Here is a 17,142-nt window from a genome sequence, read left to right as displayed (position 1 = left end):
CATGACCGGCACGAGCGACGCCTTCCGCATCGGCGGCGACCTGCCCGTGAGCCGGTTGGGCTACGGCACGATGCAGCTCACGGGCGAGGGCGTCTGGGGGCCGCCCGAGGACCACGACGGCGCGATCGCCGTGCTCCGTCGCGCCGTCGAGCTCGGCGTCACCCTCTTCGACACCGCCGACTCCTACGGCCCCGAGGTCGCCGAGGACCTGCTCCGCGAAGCACTGCACCCCTACGCCGACGACGTCGTCATCGCCACCAAGGCCGGCCTGACCCGCACCGGTCCCGGCCAGTGGATCCCGGTCGGTCGCCCGTCCTACCTGCGCCAGCAGTGCGAGCTGAGCCTGCGCCGCCTCGGCCTCGAGCGCATCGACCTCTTCCAGCTGCACCGCATCGACCCCGAGGTCGCGCTGGAGGACCAGGTCGGGGAGCTGGCCGCGCTGCAGCAGGAGGGCAAGATCCGCCACATCGGGCTCTCCGAGGTCAGCGTCGAGCAGACCCGGGCCGCCCGCGAGGTCGCGACCATCGCCACCGTGCAGAACCTCTACAACCTCGCCGACCGCAGCGCCGAGGAGCTCGTGGACTACTGCGCGGCGGAGGGGATCGGCTTCATCCCGTGGTTCCCCCTCGCCACCGGCGCCCTGTCGAAGGACGACGGACCGCTGGCGGCGGCGAGCCGCGAGCACGACGCCACGCCCTCGCAGCTCGCGCTGGCCTGGCTGCTGCGCCGCTCCCCTGTCATGCTGCCGATCCCGGGCACCAGGAGCCTGGACCACCTCGAGTCCAACACCGCGGCGGCCGGGATCGAGCTGAGCGACCCCGAGTTCGAGGCGCTGGCCCGGGCCACGGCCTGACCCCCTTCCCCACCACCAGGAGACGACCGATGAGCACCCAGTCCCACGAGCCCACCGCGGGCGACCGCGGCCCCGGCACCGACCCCACGCCCACCCCGACCGACACCGGCTCGAGCCGCCACGAGGACCCGCTGCGCGGCTCACGCACCAGCGGCCTCTGGGTCGCCGTCATCGCCTCGATCGTGGTGCTCGTGCTGCTGGTGGTCTTCATCATGCAGAACACCGAGCGGGTCACCGTGGCCTTCCTGCCCTGGGAGGCCGAGCTGCCCCAGGCCGCCGCCCTCCTCATCGCCGCCGCCGCGGGCATGCTGCTGGCCGGCATCGTCGGCAGCATGCGCATCCTGCAGCTGCGACGCCGCGTCAAGCGCGAGGTGAAGGTCAACCGCAAGGGCTGACCGCGGTCGATTCCGCCGTCTCCGGCGCAGGTGCGAGACTGCGCCAGAGATGAGCACCAGCACCCCCGGCAGCACCGGCACGACCGACCGCCCGACCCTCGCGTCCTTCTGGCACGACCTGCCCCGGGAGGGGCGGCTGCTGCTGTCGGTGGTGGTCCTGGAGTTCTTCGGCACCGGTCTGGTGCTGCCCTTCCAGGTCGTCTACCTCAACGAGGTCCGCGGCTTCGCCCTCGCCGACGTCGGGCTGCTGCTCGCGGTGCCCCCGCTGATCGGCTTCCTCATCGTCGGCCCCGGCGGCGCCCTCATCGACCGCATCGGGGCCCGACGGGTGCTGCTCGCCTCGCTGCTCCTGCTGGTCGCCGGCAACGCCCTCCTCGCCTTCGCCTCGACCATGCTGCTGGCCGGGGTGGCGCTGACGCTGAACGGCGTCGCCTTCGGCGTCTCCTGGCCGGCCTCCCAGAGCTTCATCGCCGCCGTCGTGCCGGCCGCGCTCCGCCAGCGCTACTTCGGCGTCAACTTCACCCTGCTCAACCTCGGCATCGGGATCGGCGGGATCCTCGGCGGGGTGCTGGTCGACGTCGGGCAGGTCTCGACCTTCCAGGCCATCTACCTCGGCGACGCCGCGAGCTACCTGCCCGCGATCGTCCTGCTCCTCGGCCCGCTGCGCCACGTGGCCGGGCGGCCCGACCACGACACCGCGACCACCGGGCCGTCGGTCGGCTACCTCGTGGTCCTGCGCCGGCCCGCCGTGGCCTCGCTCATGGTGCTGGGCTTCGTGTCGTCCTTCGTCGGCTACTCCCAGCTCAACGCCGGGATGCCGGCCTACGCCCGCGCCGTCGGCGAGGTCTCGACCCAGGGCCTGGGCCTGGCCTTCGGCGCCAACACCCTGGTCATCGTGGTGCTCCAGTTGTTCGTGCTCCAGCGCATCGAGGGCCTGCGGCGCACCCGGGTCATCGCGGTGATGGCGGTGATCTGGTCGCTGGCCTGGCTCTGCCTCGGCGCCACCGGGCTGGTCGCCGGCACCGTCGCGGCCACCGTGCTCGTCGCCGCCTGCGCCTCCGTCTTCGCCCTCGGCGAGACCCTGCTCCAGCCGACCATCCCGGCGCTGGTCAACGACCTGGCCCCCGACCACCTGCGGGGGCGCTACAACGCGCTCAGCTCGGCCTCCTTCCAGGCCGCCGCCGTCATCGCCCCGCCGGTCTCCGGCTTCCTCATCGGCCACGCGCTGGGCGAGGTCTACATCGGGCTTCTCGTCGTCGGGTGCCTGCTCTGCGGCGCCCTGGCCGTGCTGCGCCTGGAGCCCCAGCTCGACCCCGTCACCAACGGGGTGCGGCCCCGCCCCGACCGGTCGGGCGCCGCGGTCGACTGACCCGCACGGGCACCAGCGCGCGAACCGATCCCTCCCGCAGGGCACCGGCCCACACACCGGCCCCGTAGGCCACGTCGTCGAGGCGGCGCAGGGCGGCGTACGGCAGCAGGCCGAGGCGCGGGCCGGTGCGGCGGTGGTCGGCGACGGCGTCGAGCATCCCCACCACCACGACCGTACGCCGGGCCCGGCGCGAGACGACCGCGGCGAGCAGGGCCGTGGGCCACTGCTCGCGCAGCAGCACCGACCCGCTCCCCCACAGCGCCGCCACCGCCTCCTCGAGCACCAGGACCGCGGCCGCCCGCACCGGGCGGGGCGACCCGTCGCGCCGCAGGCCGCGGGTGCGCCCGACGAGCGCGAGGCCCGCCGCGGCGCCGGTCACCGCCAGCGCCCGCCGCCCGAGCAGGGGCGCGCCCACGAACCCGCCCACCAGCGCGACGGTCCACGGCCGCAGCACCAGCGAGGCCGCCGCCTGCGGGTGGCGGGCGGCCAGCGGAGCCGCGGAGGTGCCGTAGAAGGCCTTGCGGCCGGCCCAGGCCGCCACGCCGGTCCGGTGCTCGTGACGCACGTGGGCGCCGGGCTCGTAGCGCACCCGCCAGCCCGCGGCGAGCAGGCGGCGCACCAGGTCGACGTCCTCGCCGCAGCGCAGCCGTGGGTCGAAGCCGTCGCCCAGCGCCGCGGTGCGGGCCAGGAGGCAGGCGCCGGGGAGGTAGGAGACACGGCCGCCCGCGCGCACCGCCGCCGGCGCCGGGCCCAGGTCGAGGGAGGAGCGCGCCTGCTCGTAGCGGGCGACCGCGCCGTCGCCGGGGCGCGCGGCGGGCCCCAGCACCCGCGGCGCGACCACGGCCAGCGACGGGTCGTCCAGGTGCGGCAGCAGTCGCTCGAGCCAGCCCGGCTCCGGCACGACGTCGACGTCCACGAACGCGACGCAGGGCGTGGTCACCTCCCGCAGGCCGCTGTCACGGGCCGCGGCGGGGCCGCGGTTGCGCCGGTGCGCCACCACTCGCGCGCCGTGGGCCAGCGCCACCGCCGCGACCTCGCCCGGGGCGCGCGAGGCGTCGTCGACGACCACGACCTCCACCCCGGGTGGGAGGTCCTCGCGCAGCGCGGCGAGCAGCCGGCCCAGTCGCACCGCGTCGTCGCGCACCGGCACCACCACGCTGACCTCGCGGGCGTCCACCGGCCGCGGCGTGACCAGCGGGTCGGCCAGGTCGGCGTCGAGGAGCCGGCGGGCGAGCTCGCCCCCCACGGGTCCGGCCGCGACAGCGGCGGCCTCCGCGTCGTCGAGGCGCACCAGACCGGACTCGCCGCCGACCCCGCCCCCGACCCCGAGCAGGGAGCGACCGCCGTCGCAGACGTGGGTGCGCGGCGAGAGCGTCGCGAGGGGCTCGGTCGGTGGCCGCACCCGCTCACGCTAGGCACCGGCGCGACCCGGCGCACCCCTCCCCGGGCCGTGGCCGACCTGTCCCGACGGGCAGGTCCCCACTGCCCCGCCGAGGTGTTTCCGCGTCCTCGTCTGTCGGTGCGGTCCGCACGCTCCTAGCGTCCGCAGGGCGAGCACCAGCCAGCGCGACCAGGAGGTCCCACATGCAAGTCGACGAGCTGCTCAAGCCCTTCCCGATCAAGGAGTTCCACCCCTTCCCCCGTGCCCTCATGGGTCCGGGCGCCCACGAGATGATCGGCCCCGAGGCCCTCAAGATGGGCTTCCGCAAGACCCTCGTGATGACGTCGGGCCTGCGCGGCACCGACATCGTGCACAAGATCGTGGAGTCGATGAAGTACCACGGCCTCGAGGTCGTCGTGTACGACAAGGTCGAGTCCAACCCCAAGGACTACAACGTCATGGACTCCGTGGCGCTCTACCAGCAGAACGAGTGCGACTCCTTCGTCTCCATCGGCGGCGGCTCCTCCCACGACGCCTGCAAGGGCGCGCGGGTCTCGGTGGCCCACGACGGGCGCAACGTCAACGAGTTCGAGGGCTTCAACATGTCCGAGAACCCGAAGAACCCGCCCCACATCGCGGTCTCGACCACGGCCGGCACCGGCTCGGAGACCTCGTGGGCCTACGTCATCACCGACACCACGACCGACCCCGACAACCCGCACAAGTACGTCGCCTTCGACGACGCCTCGGTGACGAGCCTGGCCATCGACGACCCGGTGCTCTACTTCGACTGCCCGGTCGACTACACCGCCCAGTGCGGCTTCGACGTGCTCGCCCACGCCAGCGAGCCCTACGTCTCGCGGCTGAACTTCGAGCCGTCGCTCGGCAACGCGATCCGCGCGATCAAGCTGACCTCGGAGAACTTGCGCGAGGCGGTCTGGAACGGTCAGGACCTCAAGGGCCGCGAGGGCATGATGTACGCCCAGTACATCGCCGCCCAGGCCTTCAACTCCGGCGGCCTCGGCATCATCCACTCCATCTCGCACGCCGTGTCGGCCTTCTACGACACCCACCACGGCCTCAACAACGCCATCGCGCTGCCGCGCGTGTGGGCCTTCAACATGCCCGCGCAGTACGCCCGCTTCGCCGACATCGCCGAGGCGATGGGCATCGACACCCACGGCATGACCAAGCCGCAGGCCGCCGACGCCGCGCTCGCCGCCGCCATCCGGCTGCTGCGCGACGTGGGCATCACCGAGAAGTTCACCGACGTCACCAAGGACAGCTACTCCAAGAACCGGCTCGGCGAGGGACCCACCGCGTTCTACGAGAACGCCGGGGTCATCACCGGCGACGCCGCCGACGTCGACCGCATCACCCACCACGTCCTCGGCGACGCCTGCACCCCGGGCAACGCCAAGGAGTGCACCTTCGAGACGGTGCGCCCCGTGGTCGACCACTGCATGAACGGCGACCTGGACGACCTGCTCAGCTGACGCCGCCGCGCGGCGGGCGCTCCCACGCCCGCCGCGCGCCGGTCAGGTCCCGCCCACCCCCAGAGCCCAGGAGCAGCGCGTGAGCGACGCACCCACCACCCCGTCCGACAGCGAGTTCCGCGACGTCGACGAGACCCGCGAGCGCTTCCGCGACGCCGGCTACCTCGCCGACGACCGGCTCGCCACCACCGTCTTCCTGCTCTCGCGGCTGGAGAAGCCGGTGCTGCTCGAGGGACCGGCCGGCGTCGGGAAGACCCAGCTGGCCACCAGCCTGGCCCAGGTCACCGGCCGGCGCCTGATCCGGCTGCAGTGCTACGAGGGACAGGACGAGACCAAGGCGCTCTACGAGTGGGACTACGGCAAGCAGATGCTCTACACCCAGATCCTGCGCGAGAAGATCGGGCAGGTCGTCGAGGACGCCGCCACCCTCTCCGAGGCCGTGGAGCGCATCGCCGACCAGGACAGCATCTTCTTCTCCGAGCGCTTCCTCGCCGCCCGGCCGCTGCTGGAGGCCATCACCTCGGCGGAGCCCGTGGTGCTGCTCATCGACGAGGTCGACCGCGCCGACGAGGCGCTGGAGGCCGTGCTGCTGGAGCTGCTCAGCGAGTTCCAGATCTCCATCCCCGAGATCGGCACCGTGCGCGCCACCCACCTGCCCTACGTCGTGCTGACCTCCAACAACACCCGCGACCTGTCGGCCGCCCTCAAGCGACGCTGCCTGCACCTCTTCCTCGACTACCCCGAGGCGACCCGCGAGCTGGAGATCATCCGCTCCAAGGACACCGGCCTGGCCGAGGCCCTCGCGGTCCGCCTGGTCGACGTCGTGCGCGGGCTGCGCGAGCTCGACCTGCGCAAGTCGCCGAGCATCTCCGAGACCATCGACTGGGCCCGCACCCTTGCGGTGCTCGGCGTGGAGGAGCTGACCGCCGACGTGCTGTCGTCGACCCTCAGCGTGGTCGTGAAGTACGAGCGCGACCTCGACAAGGCCCGCAAGGCCCTGCCCGGCCTGGTCGACCCCAACGCCACCGTGCCCGACCACCTCGACCACGGCCACGGCCACGGCCACGGGCACGGCCACGGCCACGACGCGGACGACCGCGCCGGCGGCCCCGGCGGCCCGGGCGACCCCGGTGACGGGCCCGACGGTCGCGACGTGCGTGCGGCCAAGGACCGTCCCGGGCGCCACGACGCGGCGTACGCCGGCGGCGGCCGGACCTCCAGCGAGGGCAAGCCCGCCAAGGCGGTGCCCGCCGGACAGGGCGCGCGCTCCTTCGCGGCGCGCGGCGCCCGCAAGCGTCCGGTCTGATCCCGTGGAGGGCGCGGTCCACCGGTTCATCCGGCTGCTGCGGCTGCTCGGGGTGCGCGTCAGCACCGCCGAGGCCATCGACGCCATGCACGCCGTGGCCCAGCCCGGCGTGCTGTCGGACCGCGAGGTCCTGCGCTCCGCGCTGGCGGTGAGCCTGGTCAAGGACCGGCGCGACCTGCCGACCTTCGAGCGGGTCTTCGACCGCTTCTTCGGGCTGCGGGCCGTGGTCGAGGAGGAGACCGGCCACGGGCACTCCCACGCCCACGACGACCTCACCGACGACGGCGAGCTCGAGCAGTTCACGCTCTCCGAGGAGCCCGGCGACACCCCGGAGGACGGGCACTCCCACGGCAAGCCCGACGACATCAAGGAGTTCTTCAAGCCCGAGGACATGGCCCAGCAGTACAACCTGCACCAGGAGGCCAACAAGATCGACATCGCCGCCCTGACCGACGAGATCGTGCTGTCCAACGACACCCAGGACAGCGCCGGCGAGGCCGCCCGCGTGCAGATCTCCACCCAGCGCATGCACAACCCCGGGGCGCCCGGCGACCTCGTGCGCCGACCCGGGATGACGCTCGACACCGAGCTGACGGTGGCCGAGGAGATGATGCTGCTCGGCTGGCTGGAGGAGGCGATGCCCGACGGGCCCGACGACCCCGACGACGAGGGCCCGGCCGGCGAGGGCCTCGCCGCGCTGCGCGAGGCGCTCGCGCCCTTCCTGGCCAGCCTCCCCGAGCGGCTCAAGCAGCACCTCGAGCGGCTCATGGAGCTCGAGCACGACATCGAGGAGCGCGAGATCGCGGCGGCCCGGGCCGAGAGCGTCGAGGAGCACGAGCGCGCCGACCTCGAGGAGTCGCTGCGGCGGCTGCTGCGCAGCCTGCGCGGCGCACCCCGGCCCCGCCGCAAGGCCGCCGCCCGCGGCGTCGTCGACGGCGCCCGCACGATGCGCGCCAACATGCGCTACGACGGCGTGCCCTTCCGGCCGGTGACGGTCAGCAAGGTCGAGGACCGGCCCAGGCTGCTCGTGCTGTGCGACGTGTCGCTGTCGGTGCGCTCCACCGCCCGCTTCACCCTCCACCTGGTGCACGGCCTGCAGTCGGTGGCCTCGTCGGTGCGCACCTTCGCCTTCGTCAAGGACCTCGTCGAGATCACCGACCTCTTCGCCGAGCACCGCACCGAGGACGCGCTCAGCCTGGTGATGTCGGGCCTGCCGGCCGGAGGGGTCCTCGACGTCGACGCCGACTCCGACTACGGGTCGACCTTCGAGCAGTTCCTCGAGCAGTTCGGGTCGGCCGTCACCCGCCGCACGACGCTCGTCGTGCTGGGCGACGGCCGCGGCAACGGCAAGGACCCCGGCCTCGGCGCCTTCGAGGAGCTCAGCCGCCGGGCCCGCGAGACCGTGTGGCTGACCCCCGAGCCGCGCTACTCCTGGGGCCTCGGCTCCTGCGACCTCCCCCTGTACGCCGAGCACTGCAGCCGGGTGCAGGTCGTGCGCAGCCTGCACGGCCTCGACCTGGTGTCCACCGCCGCGGCGCCATGAGCACCCCGGCGGACCACACCACCCGGGGCGAGCTCGAGCGCATCGACCCCCTGGCCCCGCTGCGCGAGGGGGCCTACCGCGACACCCTCGTCGAGGTCCGCCGCGTGACGGGGGCGCGCCCGCGTCGCTCGCTGCACATGGTCCGCACCCCTCACTTCGACGTGGTCCAGGGCCCCGAGCGGGTGCAGGTCGACCACGTCGTGCCCCCCGAGCTGGTCGACGACGACCTCGCCGGGCTGCTGGCCGCGGAGCTGTTCAACCCCGGCTGGCTGCGCGGCCCCGAGCTCTTCGAGCGGCTCCTGACCGGCGTCGTGCTGACCTCCGGCGGCAGCGCCCTGGACTGCTGGACCCGCTTCTACCGCACCACGCTGGCCCGCATCGAGGAGTCGCTGGCCGCGGGCGGGACCGGCAGCGACGCACCGGCCGGGAGCGGCAGCCGCAGCGGCCACGGCACCATCGACGGCTACGCCCCGGTCTACGCCTTCGCCGAGCAGCAGGTGGCCCCCGGGTCGGTGCTCGAGCTGGGCTGCTGCTTCGGCTTCCTCTCGCTGCGGCTCGCGGCGGCCGGCCACGACGTCCTGGCCTCCGACCTGTGCGAGGGCACCGTGGGCCTGCTCGCCGCGGTGGCGCCGCGCCTGGGTGCGACGCTCGGCACCTGCGCCGCCGACGCCGCGCGATTCCCGGCCCCCGACGCCACCGCCGACACCGTGCTGGCGGTGCACCTGCTCGAGCACCTCGACGCCGAGCACGGCGAGCGGGTGCTGGCCGAGGCCGTGCGCCTGGCGCGACGCCGGGTCGTGGTGGCCGTGCCGGTCGAGGACGTCCCCGACGAGACCTGGGGCCACGTGCGGACGTTCACGACCGCCGACCTCGAGGCGGCCGGACGCCGCAGCGGCCTGCCCTACGCCGTGCACGAGCACCACGGCGCCTGGCTCGTGCTCGACACGGGATGACCTCAGATCACGCCCATCTTGGAGGCCTCGTAGACCGCCTCGGCGCGGCGGGTGACGTCGAGCTTGCGCAGGATGTTGCCGACGTGGAACTTGGCGGTGGTCTCGGAGATGAAGAGCTGGGCCCCGATGTCGCGGTTGGACAGCCCCCGGGCCAGCAGCCGCAGCACCTCGCACTCGCGCGGGGTGAGGTGGCGGGCCTCCTCGGGCGGCGGGGTGTTGAGCCCGCGCACCATGGCGGCGGCGCTGCGGGCGTCGAAGGCGCTCTCGCCCCGGGCCACGTCGCGGATGGCGCGCACGAGGCCGGAGGTGTCGACGTCCTTGACGACGTAGCCCCGTGCCCCGGCCCGCACCGCACGCAGCACGAGCTGGTCGTCGAGGAAGGTGGTGAGCACGAGGATGCCCAGGCCCGGGAAGCGCTCGACGAGCGCCTCGCACAGGTCGAGGCCCTCGGTGTCGGAGGAGGTCGAGAGCTTGAGGTCGAGCAGCACCACGGCCGGGCGGGCCCGGCCGATCACGGTCATCGCCTCCGCCGCGGTGGAGGCCTCCGCCACCACCCGCAGGTCCTGCTCGCGCTCGAGGATCGAGCGCAGGCCCTGGCGCACGATCGCGTGGTCGTCGACGAGCATGATGTCGACGCCCGCCGACCGCGCGGGGCGGGTGGGCTGGGGTGGGCTCAGCGTGGCCATGGTGGCTCCTTCTGCCCGGTGCCGACCAGGCCGTGGATGACCCCCGCGTGGCGGGACGCCACGAGGGGTAGCGGCAGGCGCATCTCGACCCGCACGCCGCCGAGCCGCGCCCGGCGGAAGACGACGCGGCCGCCCAGGTCGCCGATGCGGCTCTCGATGTTGACCAGCCCGCGGTGCCGGCCGTCGACCACCGGGCCGCGCTCCAGGCGCAGGCGGCGGGCGAGCTCGGTGGGGTCGCCGGTGCCGTCGTCGGCGACGCTCACGAGGATCTCCTCGGCGCGGTAGCGCAGGCGCACCACCGCCCGCGTCGCCTCGGCGTGGGTGGCGACGTTGAAGAGGGCCTCGCCCACGGCGCGGGCGATCTCGTGGTCGGCGTCGGCGGCCAGCACCTGGGCGTCGCCCTCGACCCGCACGCTCACCGACAGCTGGGGGCGGTGGTGCTCGGCGACCTCGTGGAGCAGCTCGGGCAGCGTGCCCACGGTGTCGCGGTGGGGCTGGTGGAGGGCGTAGATGGCGCGGCGCAGCTGGTCCACCGCCTCCTGGCTCAGGGCCTTGGCGGTGGCCAGCCGCTCCAGGATCGGGGCGCCGGCGGAGCCGAGGTCCTCGGCCTCGCCCCGCGCGACCTCGACGGCCATCCCGGCCGACAGGACGTACTGGGTCACGCTGTCGTGCAGCTCGCGGGCGATGCGGTGGCGCTCGTGGTCGACCAGCTCGCGCTGGTGGGCCACGACGAGACGCTCCTCGGCCTGGCGCAGCTCACGGGTGCGGTCCTCGAGGTCGCGGGCGCGGTCGGTGGCCTCGTCGTAGAGCCGCTGGGCCCGGCGGTGCAGGGCCAGGCCGGCCTGGTACTGCTCGGAGGTGTGCAGCGAGACCGCAGCCTGGTTGGCGAGGATGCGCAGCACGGACAGGTCGCGCGGCTCGGGGTCGTCGTCGAGTCCGTGGAGCCCGGCCAGGCTGCCGATGTGGCGGCCCTCCAGGCTCATCGGCACCCGCACCCAGCGCTGGTCGGCCCGGCTGCGGGTGACGTGGCCGGCCCGCACGGCGCCCAGCTCGCGCCGCACCTCGGCCGGCACGGCCGCGACCTCGTCATGCACCCCGCCGTCGGGCCCCACCAGGAGGAAGCGCGGGCGGGCGCCGGGCAGGTGACCGTCGGCGAGCGCCAGCATCGTCCAGGTCGCGTCGAGGTGGGAGCCCGCGGCCCGCACGACCTCCTCGAGCAGGCTGCGCGGCCCCTCCACCGTGCGCACGAGCGCCCGGGAGATCGAGTCCATCGCCCGCACCGCGCGCTGCATGCGCTCGTCGGAGCGGACGTAGGCGCGGTAGTAGGAGCCCTTGCCGGAGCGGACCCCGGTGAGGGTCGCGACGTCGAGGGGACGCTCGGTGCTGCTCACAGCGCGTCTCGGAAGAGCTGCTCCACCTCGGCCGCGCTCGCCGGGCGCGGGTTGGTGGTCAGGCAGGCGTCGTCGAGGGTGGTCGCCGCCAGGCGCGGCACGTCGTGCTCGCCGACCCCCAGTGCGCGCAGCCCGCGGGGGACGCCCACGTCGTCGGCCAGCCGTCGCACGTGGGCGGCGAGGAGCTCGGCCGCCTCCACCCCGGGCAGGCCGGCGACCGGGAGGCCGGCGGCGGCGGCCAGGTCGACGAAGCGGTCGGGGGTGGCGCGGGCGTTGTAGCGGATGACGTGCGGCAGCAGGACGCCGTTGACCACCCCGTGGGGCGCGTCGAGCAGCCCGCCGACCTGGTGGCTCATCGCGTGGGTGGCGCCCAGGATGGCGTTGGTGAACGCCAGCCCCGCCTGCAGGCTGGCCTGCGCCATCTTCGTGCGCGCCGCCTCCTGCCGCGGGTGGCTCATCGTCGTGCGCAGGTGGGCGCACACCAGCCCGACCGCCGCGAGGGCGTGGGTGTCGGCCAGGGGGTTGTGCGCCAGCGACACGAAGGCCTCCACGCCGTGGGTCAGCGCGTCGAGCCCGGTCGCGGCGTTGAGCTGCTCGGGCATCGTCATCAGCAGCCGAGGGTCGGTGATCGAGATGTCGGGCACCAGGGCGCGGCCCATGATGGTGATCTTCACCGAACGCTCGGTGTCGGTGACGATGCAGAACTGCGAGACGTCGGCCCCCGTGCCCGAGGTGCTGGGGATGACCAGCAGCGGCGGGATCGGTGCGGTCGCCCGGTCGACGCCGGCGTAGTCGAGGATGTCGCCGCCGTTGCCGCTGAGCAGGGCCACGCCCTTGGCCGCGTCGGCGCACGAGCCGCCGCCCAGGGCGATGATGACGTCGGCGCCCTGCTCGACGTAGCGGCGGTGGGCGGCGCGGACCTCGTGGTCCTTGGGGTTGGGCGTGATCTCCGACCACACGACCGGCGTGAGCCGCGCCTCGCGCAGGTGGCCCAGCAGGGCGTCGACCCAGCCCGCCTCGATGATGCCGGGGTCGGTCACCACGAAGGGGCGCCGGGCGCCCAGCCGAGCGGCCGCGAAGCCGGCCTCGGCCAGCGACCCGATCCCGAACACGACCTCCGGGGCGTGGAACTTCACCAGCGGCACCCGCTCGGTGGCCGGCTCCGTGCTCGGGCCCGGCGTCGGACCGGTGACGGCGTCCGGCGCGCGTCGCGGCGAGAGCGTTGCGGACATGACGGCCTCCCCCTGCGTGACGTGGACCACACTGCCCGCCCGACGTTGTCAGAACGTTGGTCGGCGACGCGCCACGGGCCGGGTCAGCGCCCCGTCTCGGGCGAGATGGTGGAGCGGACCTCGCTGATCCGGTCGCACGGGAACCCCCCGCGGCTCGCGTGCTCCTCGATGAGGGCGGGGTCGGCGGCGTCGTAGACGCAGAACAGCTTGTCGTCGGTGACGTAGGACTCGACCCAGCTGATGTCGTCGAGGCCGGCGAGCACCTCGTTGGACCGGGCACTGAGGTCGTGCAGCGCCCGGTCGTCCAGGTCCCCGGCTCCGGGCAGGTCGCGCTCGATGACGTATCGGCTCATGGGTGACCTCCTTCACACCCCACCCTAGGAACGCCGCCCGGCGTGGCCACCGCCCGCACGGGCAGGCCCACCTGCCCGACCGGTGAGGAGCCGCGAGGGTGAGATCGTGCGTGGTGGGCCCGGCTACCGTCGGAGCCGCACGCCCCGCCTCCCGAGAGGTCAGCCATGACCGCGCCCGCCCGTCCCGACCGCCTGGCCGACGACCCGGCCGACGACCCGGCCGACGACGTCGTGCTGCTCGACGACGAGGGTCGCCCGACCGGCTCGGCGCCGCGGCTCGAGGTGCACACCACCGACACCCCGCTGCACCTCGCCTTCTCGGTGCACCTGCTCGACCCCGACGGCCGCACGCTGCTGACCCGGCGCGCCCTGGGCAAGCAGGCCTGGCCCGGGGTGTGGACCAACTCGTGCTGCGGCCACCCGCGACCGGGCGAGCCCGTCGCCGACGCCGTGCGCCGACGCACCCGCGAGGAGCTCGGCCTCGCGCTGACCGGGGTCGACGTGGTGCTGCCCGACTTCCGCTACCGCGCGGTCGACGCCTCCGGCGTCGTCGAGCACGAGGTCTGCCCCGTGCACGTCGCCCGGGTGGAGCGCGACCCGGTGCTCGACCCGCACCCCGGCGAGGTCGCCGAGCACGCCTGGGTGCCCTGGGCCGACGTCCACGGCGCCGTCACCCGCACCCCCGCCGTCTTCAGCCCGTGGCTCGTCCTCCAGGCGCGCGCCCTGGGCCCCGACCTGACAGCACGCGCCACCACCGCCCGCACCACCGCCCACACCGACACCAGGAGCCGAGCATGAGCAGCGTCGTCGTCATCGGAGGAGGCCTCGCCGGCCTCGCCACCGCGTGCCACCTCTCCGGCAGCGGGCACGAGGTGACGGTCGTCGAGCGGGAGCCGATCCCCGGTGGCCGCGCCGGCCGCATCCACCGCGAGGGCTTCACCTTCGACACCGGCCCGACGGTGCTCACCATGCGCAACCTGCTCGACGACGTCGTCTCCGCGGCCGGCGGCGACCTCGACACGCTGCTGCCGATGCGTCGCCTCGACCCGGGCTACCGCGCCCGCTACGCCGACGGCTCCGAGATCCTGGTGAAGTTCGGCCACGACGCCATGCGCGAGGAGATCGCCCGCGTCGCCGGCGCCCACGACGCCGCCGCCTTCGACGGCTTCGTCGACTGGCTGCGCGACCTCTACGACGTCGAGATGCCCCACTTCATCGACCGCAACTTCGACTCCCCGCTCGACCTGCTCTCCTCCCCCGGCGCCGCCGCCCGGCTCGTGCGCCTCGGCGGCTTCGGCCGCCTCGGCCCCGCCATCCGCCGCCGCTTCGACGACGACCGCCTCCAGCGGCTGTTCACCTTCCAGGCGATGTACGCCGGGCTGCCGCCCTCCGACGCGCTGGCGCTCTACGCCGTCATCACCTACATGGACTGCATCGAGGGCGTGTGGTTCCCCGAGGGCGGCATGAGCCAGGTGCCGGTCGCCCTGGCCCAGGCCGCCTCCGACGGCGGCGCCGAGCTGCGCTACGGCACGACGGTGACCCGCGTGCTGCGCCGCGGTGACGGCGGGGTGGCCGGCGTCGAGCTCGACGGCGGCGAGCAGCTGCGCGCCGACGCGGTCGTCTGCACCCTCGACCTCCCGGTGGCCTACTCCCAGCTGCTGCCCGACCTCAAGCCCCACCGCGCCGTGCGCAAGGGGGTCTACTCCCCCTCCGCCGTCGTGTGGCACGTCGGCGCGCGCGGGTCGCTGCCCGAGGGCGTGCACCACCACAACATCCACTTCGCCGACGCCTGGGACTCCTCCTTCGACGCGCTCATCAAGCGCGGCGAGATGATGCCCGACCCCTCGCGCCTGGTCACGGTGCCCTCGCTCAGCGACCCGTCGCTGGCCCCCGAGGGCGCCCACACCCTCTACGTGCTGGAGCCGGTGCCCAACCTCGACGGCGTCGTCGACTGGCGCACGCAGCGCCCGAAGATCCGCGAGTCGCTGCTGCGCTTCCTCGACCGCGAGGGCTACCCCACCGACGTCGTGGCCGAGGAGCTCGTCGACCCGGTCGACTGGCAGCGCATGGGCATGGAGTGCGGCACGCCGTTCGCGCTGGCCCACACCTTCCCGCAGACCGGCCCCTTCCGCCCGCCGAACGTGGAGAAGCGGGTGCCGGGGCTGTTCTTCGCCGGCTCCGGCACCACTCCCGGCGTGGGCGTGCCGATGGTGCTCGTCTCGGGGCGTCTCGCCGCCGAGCGGGTCACCACCTTCCTGCCCGCGGCCGGACGCAGCCGGCGACCCCAGCGGCCCGCCGCCGGTACGGTGGGCCGATGACGGCTCTGCTCCACCACGACGACGACCTCCTCACCGAGGGCTACCGCCGCTGCGCCGAGCTCACCCGCCGTCACGGCACGACGTACTTCTGGGGCGCCGCGATCCTGCCGGCCCCCCAGCGTCGCCACGTGCACGCGGTCTACGCGCTGTGCCGCCTGGCCGACGACATCGTCGACGCCGCCGGCGCCACCACCGAGGGCCACGTCGCGACCACGACCGCGGCGCTCGAGGCCTTCCGCGGCCGTTTCCAGGACGCCGTCGCCGCGGGCACCAGCGACGACCCCGTGCTCGCGGCGGTCGCGCGCACCGTGCTCGACGCGCGCATCGACCCCGAGTGCTTCGACCGCTTCTTCGGGGCCATGGCCCAGGACCTCGACACCACCCGCTACGCCCGCTGGGACGACCTGCTCGACTACATGGAGGGCTCCGCGGCCGTCATCGGCGAGATGATGCTGCCGGTGCTGCAGCCCACCAGCCCGGCCGCGCGCGAGCCGGCCCGCGCGCTCGGCCTGGCCTTCCAGCTCACCAACTTCCTGCGCGACGTCGACGAGGACCTCGACCGGGGCCGGGTCTACCTGCCCCAGGAGGACCTCGAGCGCTTCTCCGCCGACCCCGCGGCCCGGGCCGTCACGCCGGAGTGGCGCGAGCTGATGCGCTTCGAGATCGCCCGCAACCGCGAGCTCTACCGCGAGGCCGACGCCGGGCTCGCCCACCTGCCGGGCCCCTCGCAGCGCTGCGTGCGCACCGCCCGTGTCCTCTACGCCGGCATCCTCGACCGCATCGAGGCCGCCGACTACGACGTCTTCTCCTCCCGCGCCCGGGTGCCCACGTGGCGCAAGGCCGGCGTGGCCGCCCGCTCGCTGGCCCAGCGCGACCCCGAGGCCCCGCCGCGGGTGCCGCTCGCCCTGCGCCCGATGCCGAAGCGCACCGAGCTGACCCCGACCTGGCGCGAGGCCCGCCCCGCCCGGATCCGGCGCGCCCTCGACGTGGCGCTCGCCGCCGACCCGGGCGGCTGGTACGTCGTGGGCGCCAGCCGCGACCTCGGTCGGCGCTCGCTGGTGCGCTCGGTCGGCGGGCGCGAGGTCGTCGTGTGGCGCACCTCCACCGGCGTCGCGGCCGGGCCGGGCTCGTGCCCCCACCTCGGGGCCCTGCTCACCGACTGCGAGGTCATGTCCGACGCCGTGGTCTGCAGGTGGCACGGCCTGGCCCTCGACCCCGCGGGCGCCCCGGGCTGGCCGGCGTACGCCGCGCACGACGACGGGGTGCTGCTGTGGGTGCGCGTCCCCACCCAGGGCGAGGTCACCGCCGACGCGCCGAGGATCACCCGGCGGCCCGACGCCGCGAGCTCGGTCGCCGCGGTGGTGGAGGTCGCCGGCACCTGCGAGCCGCGCGACATCATCGCCAACCGGCTCGACCCGTGGCACGGCTCGTGGTTCCACCCCTACGCCTTCAGCCACCTCACCGTCGACGAGGCGGCCAGCACCGACGAGGTGCTGACCGTCGACGTGACCTTCCGCGTCTCGCGCACGTGGGGCGTGCCGGTGCGTGCGGAGTTCGCCTGCCCCGACGCCCGCACGATCGTCATGACCATCACCGACGGCGAGGGCGCCGGGAGCGTCGTCGAGACCCACGCGACCCCCCTGGGGCCCGACGCCGCCGGCCGGCCGCGCACGATGATGGTCGAGGCCACCGTCGCGACCTCCGAGCGCACCGGCTTCGCGGTGGCCCGCCGCCTGGCCCCGCTGCTGCGACCGGCGATGCGCTCCACCGCGCGCCGGCTGTGGGTCGACGACATGGTCTACGCCGAGCGGTCCTACCTGCTGCGCTCGCGCGGGGAGTCCTACGGCGTGTAGCCGGCCCGGTCCC

The 17,142-nt window shown here is 74.5% G+C and carries 15 protein-coding genes; 10 read left to right on the top strand and 5 right to left on the bottom strand.

The features are described 5' to 3' along the window. The first annotated feature begins 1 nt into the window (after window position 1). From ASF47_RS20260 to ASF47_RS20250, 3 genes are read left to right on the top strand one after another with little or no spacing between them, the layout of a single operon-like run. Window positions 2-853, top strand: a complete 852-nt coding sequence (locus ASF47_RS20260) for an aldo/keto reductase (RefSeq protein WP_056865856.1) — start codon at window positions 2-4, stop codon at window positions 851-853. Window positions 854-882: 29 nt separating this feature from the next. Continuing rightward, complete coding sequence (locus tag ASF47_RS20255) at window positions 883-1,248, top strand: lipopolysaccharide assembly protein LapA domain-containing protein (protein WP_056865855.1); 366 nt, start codon at window positions 883-885, stop codon at window positions 1,246-1,248. A 49-nt stretch (window positions 1,249-1,297) separates the two neighbouring features. After that, window positions 1,298-2,617, top strand: a complete 1,320-nt coding sequence (locus ASF47_RS20250; protein WP_056865854.1) for an MFS transporter — start codon at window positions 1,298-1,300, stop codon at window positions 2,615-2,617. Here ASF47_RS20250 and mftF read toward each other — a convergent pair. Then, complete coding sequence (mftF, locus tag ASF47_RS20245; protein WP_056865853.1) at window positions 2,565-4,019, bottom strand: mycofactocin biosynthesis glycosyltransferase MftF; 1,455 nt, start codon at window positions 4,017-4,019, stop codon at window positions 2,565-2,567. The two genes, ASF47_RS20250 and mftF, sit on opposite strands and share 53 nt — an antisense overlap. Before the next feature lie 182 nt (window positions 4,020-4,201). Between mftF and mdo the strand changes: the two genes are divergently transcribed. The 4 genes from mdo (at window position 4,202) to mftM (ending at window position 9,296) form a co-directional block, all read left to right on the top strand. After that, window positions 4,202-5,494, top strand: a complete 1,293-nt coding sequence (mdo, locus tag ASF47_RS20240) for an NDMA-dependent methanol dehydrogenase (RefSeq protein WP_056865852.1) — start codon at window positions 4,202-4,204, stop codon at window positions 5,492-5,494. Window positions 5,495-5,573: 79 nt separating this feature from the next. Continuing rightward, window positions 5,574-6,800 (top strand): AAA family ATPase, encoded by a 1,227-nt coding sequence (locus ASF47_RS20235; RefSeq protein ID WP_056865851.1) that lies wholly within the window; start codon window positions 5,574-5,576, stop codon window positions 6,798-6,800. 4 nt (window positions 6,801-6,804) lie between these two features. Beyond that, on the top strand, window positions 6,805-8,343 hold the full coding sequence (locus tag ASF47_RS20230) for a VWA domain-containing protein (RefSeq protein ID WP_056865850.1): 1,539 nt from the start codon (window positions 6,805-6,807) through the stop codon (window positions 8,341-8,343). Further along, on the top strand, window positions 8,340-9,296 hold the full coding sequence (gene mftM, locus ASF47_RS20225) for a mycofactocin oligosaccharide methyltransferase MftM (RefSeq protein WP_056865849.1): 957 nt from the start codon (window positions 8,340-8,342) through the stop codon (window positions 9,294-9,296). Before ASF47_RS20230 ends, mftM begins: the two co-directional genes overlap by 4 nt. A 2-nt stretch (window positions 9,297-9,298) precedes the next feature. Here the strand turns inward: mftM and ASF47_RS20220 are convergent, their stop codons facing one another. The 4 genes from ASF47_RS20220 to ASF47_RS20205 form a co-directional block, all read right to left on the bottom strand. Next, entirely contained in the window at window positions 9,299-9,982 is a 684-nt protein-coding gene (locus ASF47_RS20220; protein ID WP_056865848.1) for a MadR family response regulator transcription factor, read from the bottom strand. Beyond that, complete coding sequence (locus tag ASF47_RS20215; protein ID WP_056865847.1) at window positions 9,970-11,373, bottom strand: MadS family sensor histidine kinase; 1,404 nt, start codon at window positions 11,371-11,373, stop codon at window positions 9,970-9,972. Before ASF47_RS20215 ends, ASF47_RS20220 begins: the two co-directional genes overlap by 13 nt. Further along, on the bottom strand, window positions 11,370-12,605 hold the full coding sequence (locus ASF47_RS20210) for an iron-containing alcohol dehydrogenase (RefSeq protein WP_056865846.1): 1,236 nt from the start codon (window positions 12,603-12,605) through the stop codon (window positions 11,370-11,372). Before ASF47_RS20210 ends, ASF47_RS20215 begins: the two co-directional genes overlap by 4 nt. Before the next feature lie 83 nt (window positions 12,606-12,688). After that, a complete protein-coding gene (locus tag ASF47_RS20205; protein ID WP_056865845.1) occupies window positions 12,689-12,958 on the bottom strand; it encodes a DUF4242 domain-containing protein in 270 nt (89 codons plus the stop codon). Window positions 12,959-13,123: 165 nt separating this feature from the next. Between ASF47_RS20205 and idi the strand changes: the two genes are divergently transcribed. Genes idi through ASF47_RS20885 form a run of 3 tightly spaced genes read left to right on the top strand, consistent with a single transcriptional unit; the run spans window position 13,124 to window position 17,129 of the window. Further along, complete coding sequence (idi, locus tag ASF47_RS20200; protein ID WP_056865844.1) at window positions 13,124-13,756, top strand: isopentenyl-diphosphate Delta-isomerase; 633 nt, start codon at window positions 13,124-13,126, stop codon at window positions 13,754-13,756. Next, window positions 13,753-15,276, top strand: coding sequence for a phytoene desaturase family protein (locus tag ASF47_RS20195; RefSeq protein WP_056865843.1), 1,524 nt, complete (start codon window positions 13,753-13,755; stop codon window positions 15,274-15,276). Before idi ends, ASF47_RS20195 begins: the two co-directional genes overlap by 4 nt. Beyond that, window positions 15,273-17,129 (top strand): DUF5914 domain-containing protein, encoded by a 1,857-nt coding sequence (locus ASF47_RS20885; protein WP_082500572.1) that lies wholly within the window; start codon window positions 15,273-15,275, stop codon window positions 17,127-17,129. The genes ASF47_RS20195 and ASF47_RS20885 overlap by 4 nt, the downstream gene beginning before the upstream one ends. The last annotated feature ends 13 nt before the right edge of the window (window positions 17,130-17,142 follow it).

Origin of the sequence: Nocardioides sp. Leaf285 (assembly GCF_001422955.1) — a bacterium.
Taxonomy (GTDB): domain Bacteria; phylum Actinomycetota; class Actinomycetes; order Propionibacteriales; family Nocardioidaceae; genus Nocardioides; species Nocardioides kribbensis.
Note: the sequence above shows the minus strand (reverse complement) of the source record. Positions and strands in the feature narration are given on the sequence as shown.

What these genes read in the sequence shown, in the direction of transcription:
- ASF47_RS20885 (WP_082500572.1), top strand. Translation starts at nt 15,273, where the DNA reads ATGACGGCTCTGCTCCACCACGACGACGACCTCCTCACCGAGGGCTAC.
- mftM (WP_056865849.1), top strand. Translation starts at nt 8,340, where the DNA reads ATGAGCACCCCGGCGGACCACACCACCCGGGGCGAGCTCGAGCGCATC.
- ASF47_RS20205 (WP_056865845.1), bottom strand. Translation starts at nt 12,958, where the DNA reads ATGAGCCGATACGTCATCGAGCGCGACCTGCCCGGAGCCGGGGACCTG.
- ASF47_RS20260 (WP_056865856.1), top strand. Translation starts at nt 2, where the DNA reads ATGACCGGCACGAGCGACGCCTTCCGCATCGGCGGCGACCTGCCCGTG.
- mdo (WP_056865852.1), top strand. Translation starts at nt 4,202, where the DNA reads ATGCAAGTCGACGAGCTGCTCAAGCCCTTCCCGATCAAGGAGTTCCAC.
- ASF47_RS20250 (WP_056865854.1), top strand. Translation starts at nt 1,298, where the DNA reads ATGAGCACCAGCACCCCCGGCAGCACCGGCACGACCGACCGCCCGACC.
- ASF47_RS20195 (WP_056865843.1), top strand. Translation starts at nt 13,753, where the DNA reads ATGAGCAGCGTCGTCGTCATCGGAGGAGGCCTCGCCGGCCTCGCCACC.
- ASF47_RS20210 (WP_056865846.1), bottom strand. Translation starts at nt 12,605, where the DNA reads ATGTCCGCAACGCTCTCGCCGCGACGCGCGCCGGACGCCGTCACCGGT.
- ASF47_RS20255 (WP_056865855.1), top strand. Translation starts at nt 883, where the DNA reads ATGAGCACCCAGTCCCACGAGCCCACCGCGGGCGACCGCGGCCCCGGC.
- ASF47_RS20220 (WP_056865848.1), bottom strand. Translation starts at nt 9,982, where the DNA reads ATGGCCACGCTGAGCCCACCCCAGCCCACCCGCCCCGCGCGGTCGGCG.
- idi (WP_056865844.1), top strand. Translation starts at nt 13,124, where the DNA reads ATGACCGCGCCCGCCCGTCCCGACCGCCTGGCCGACGACCCGGCCGAC.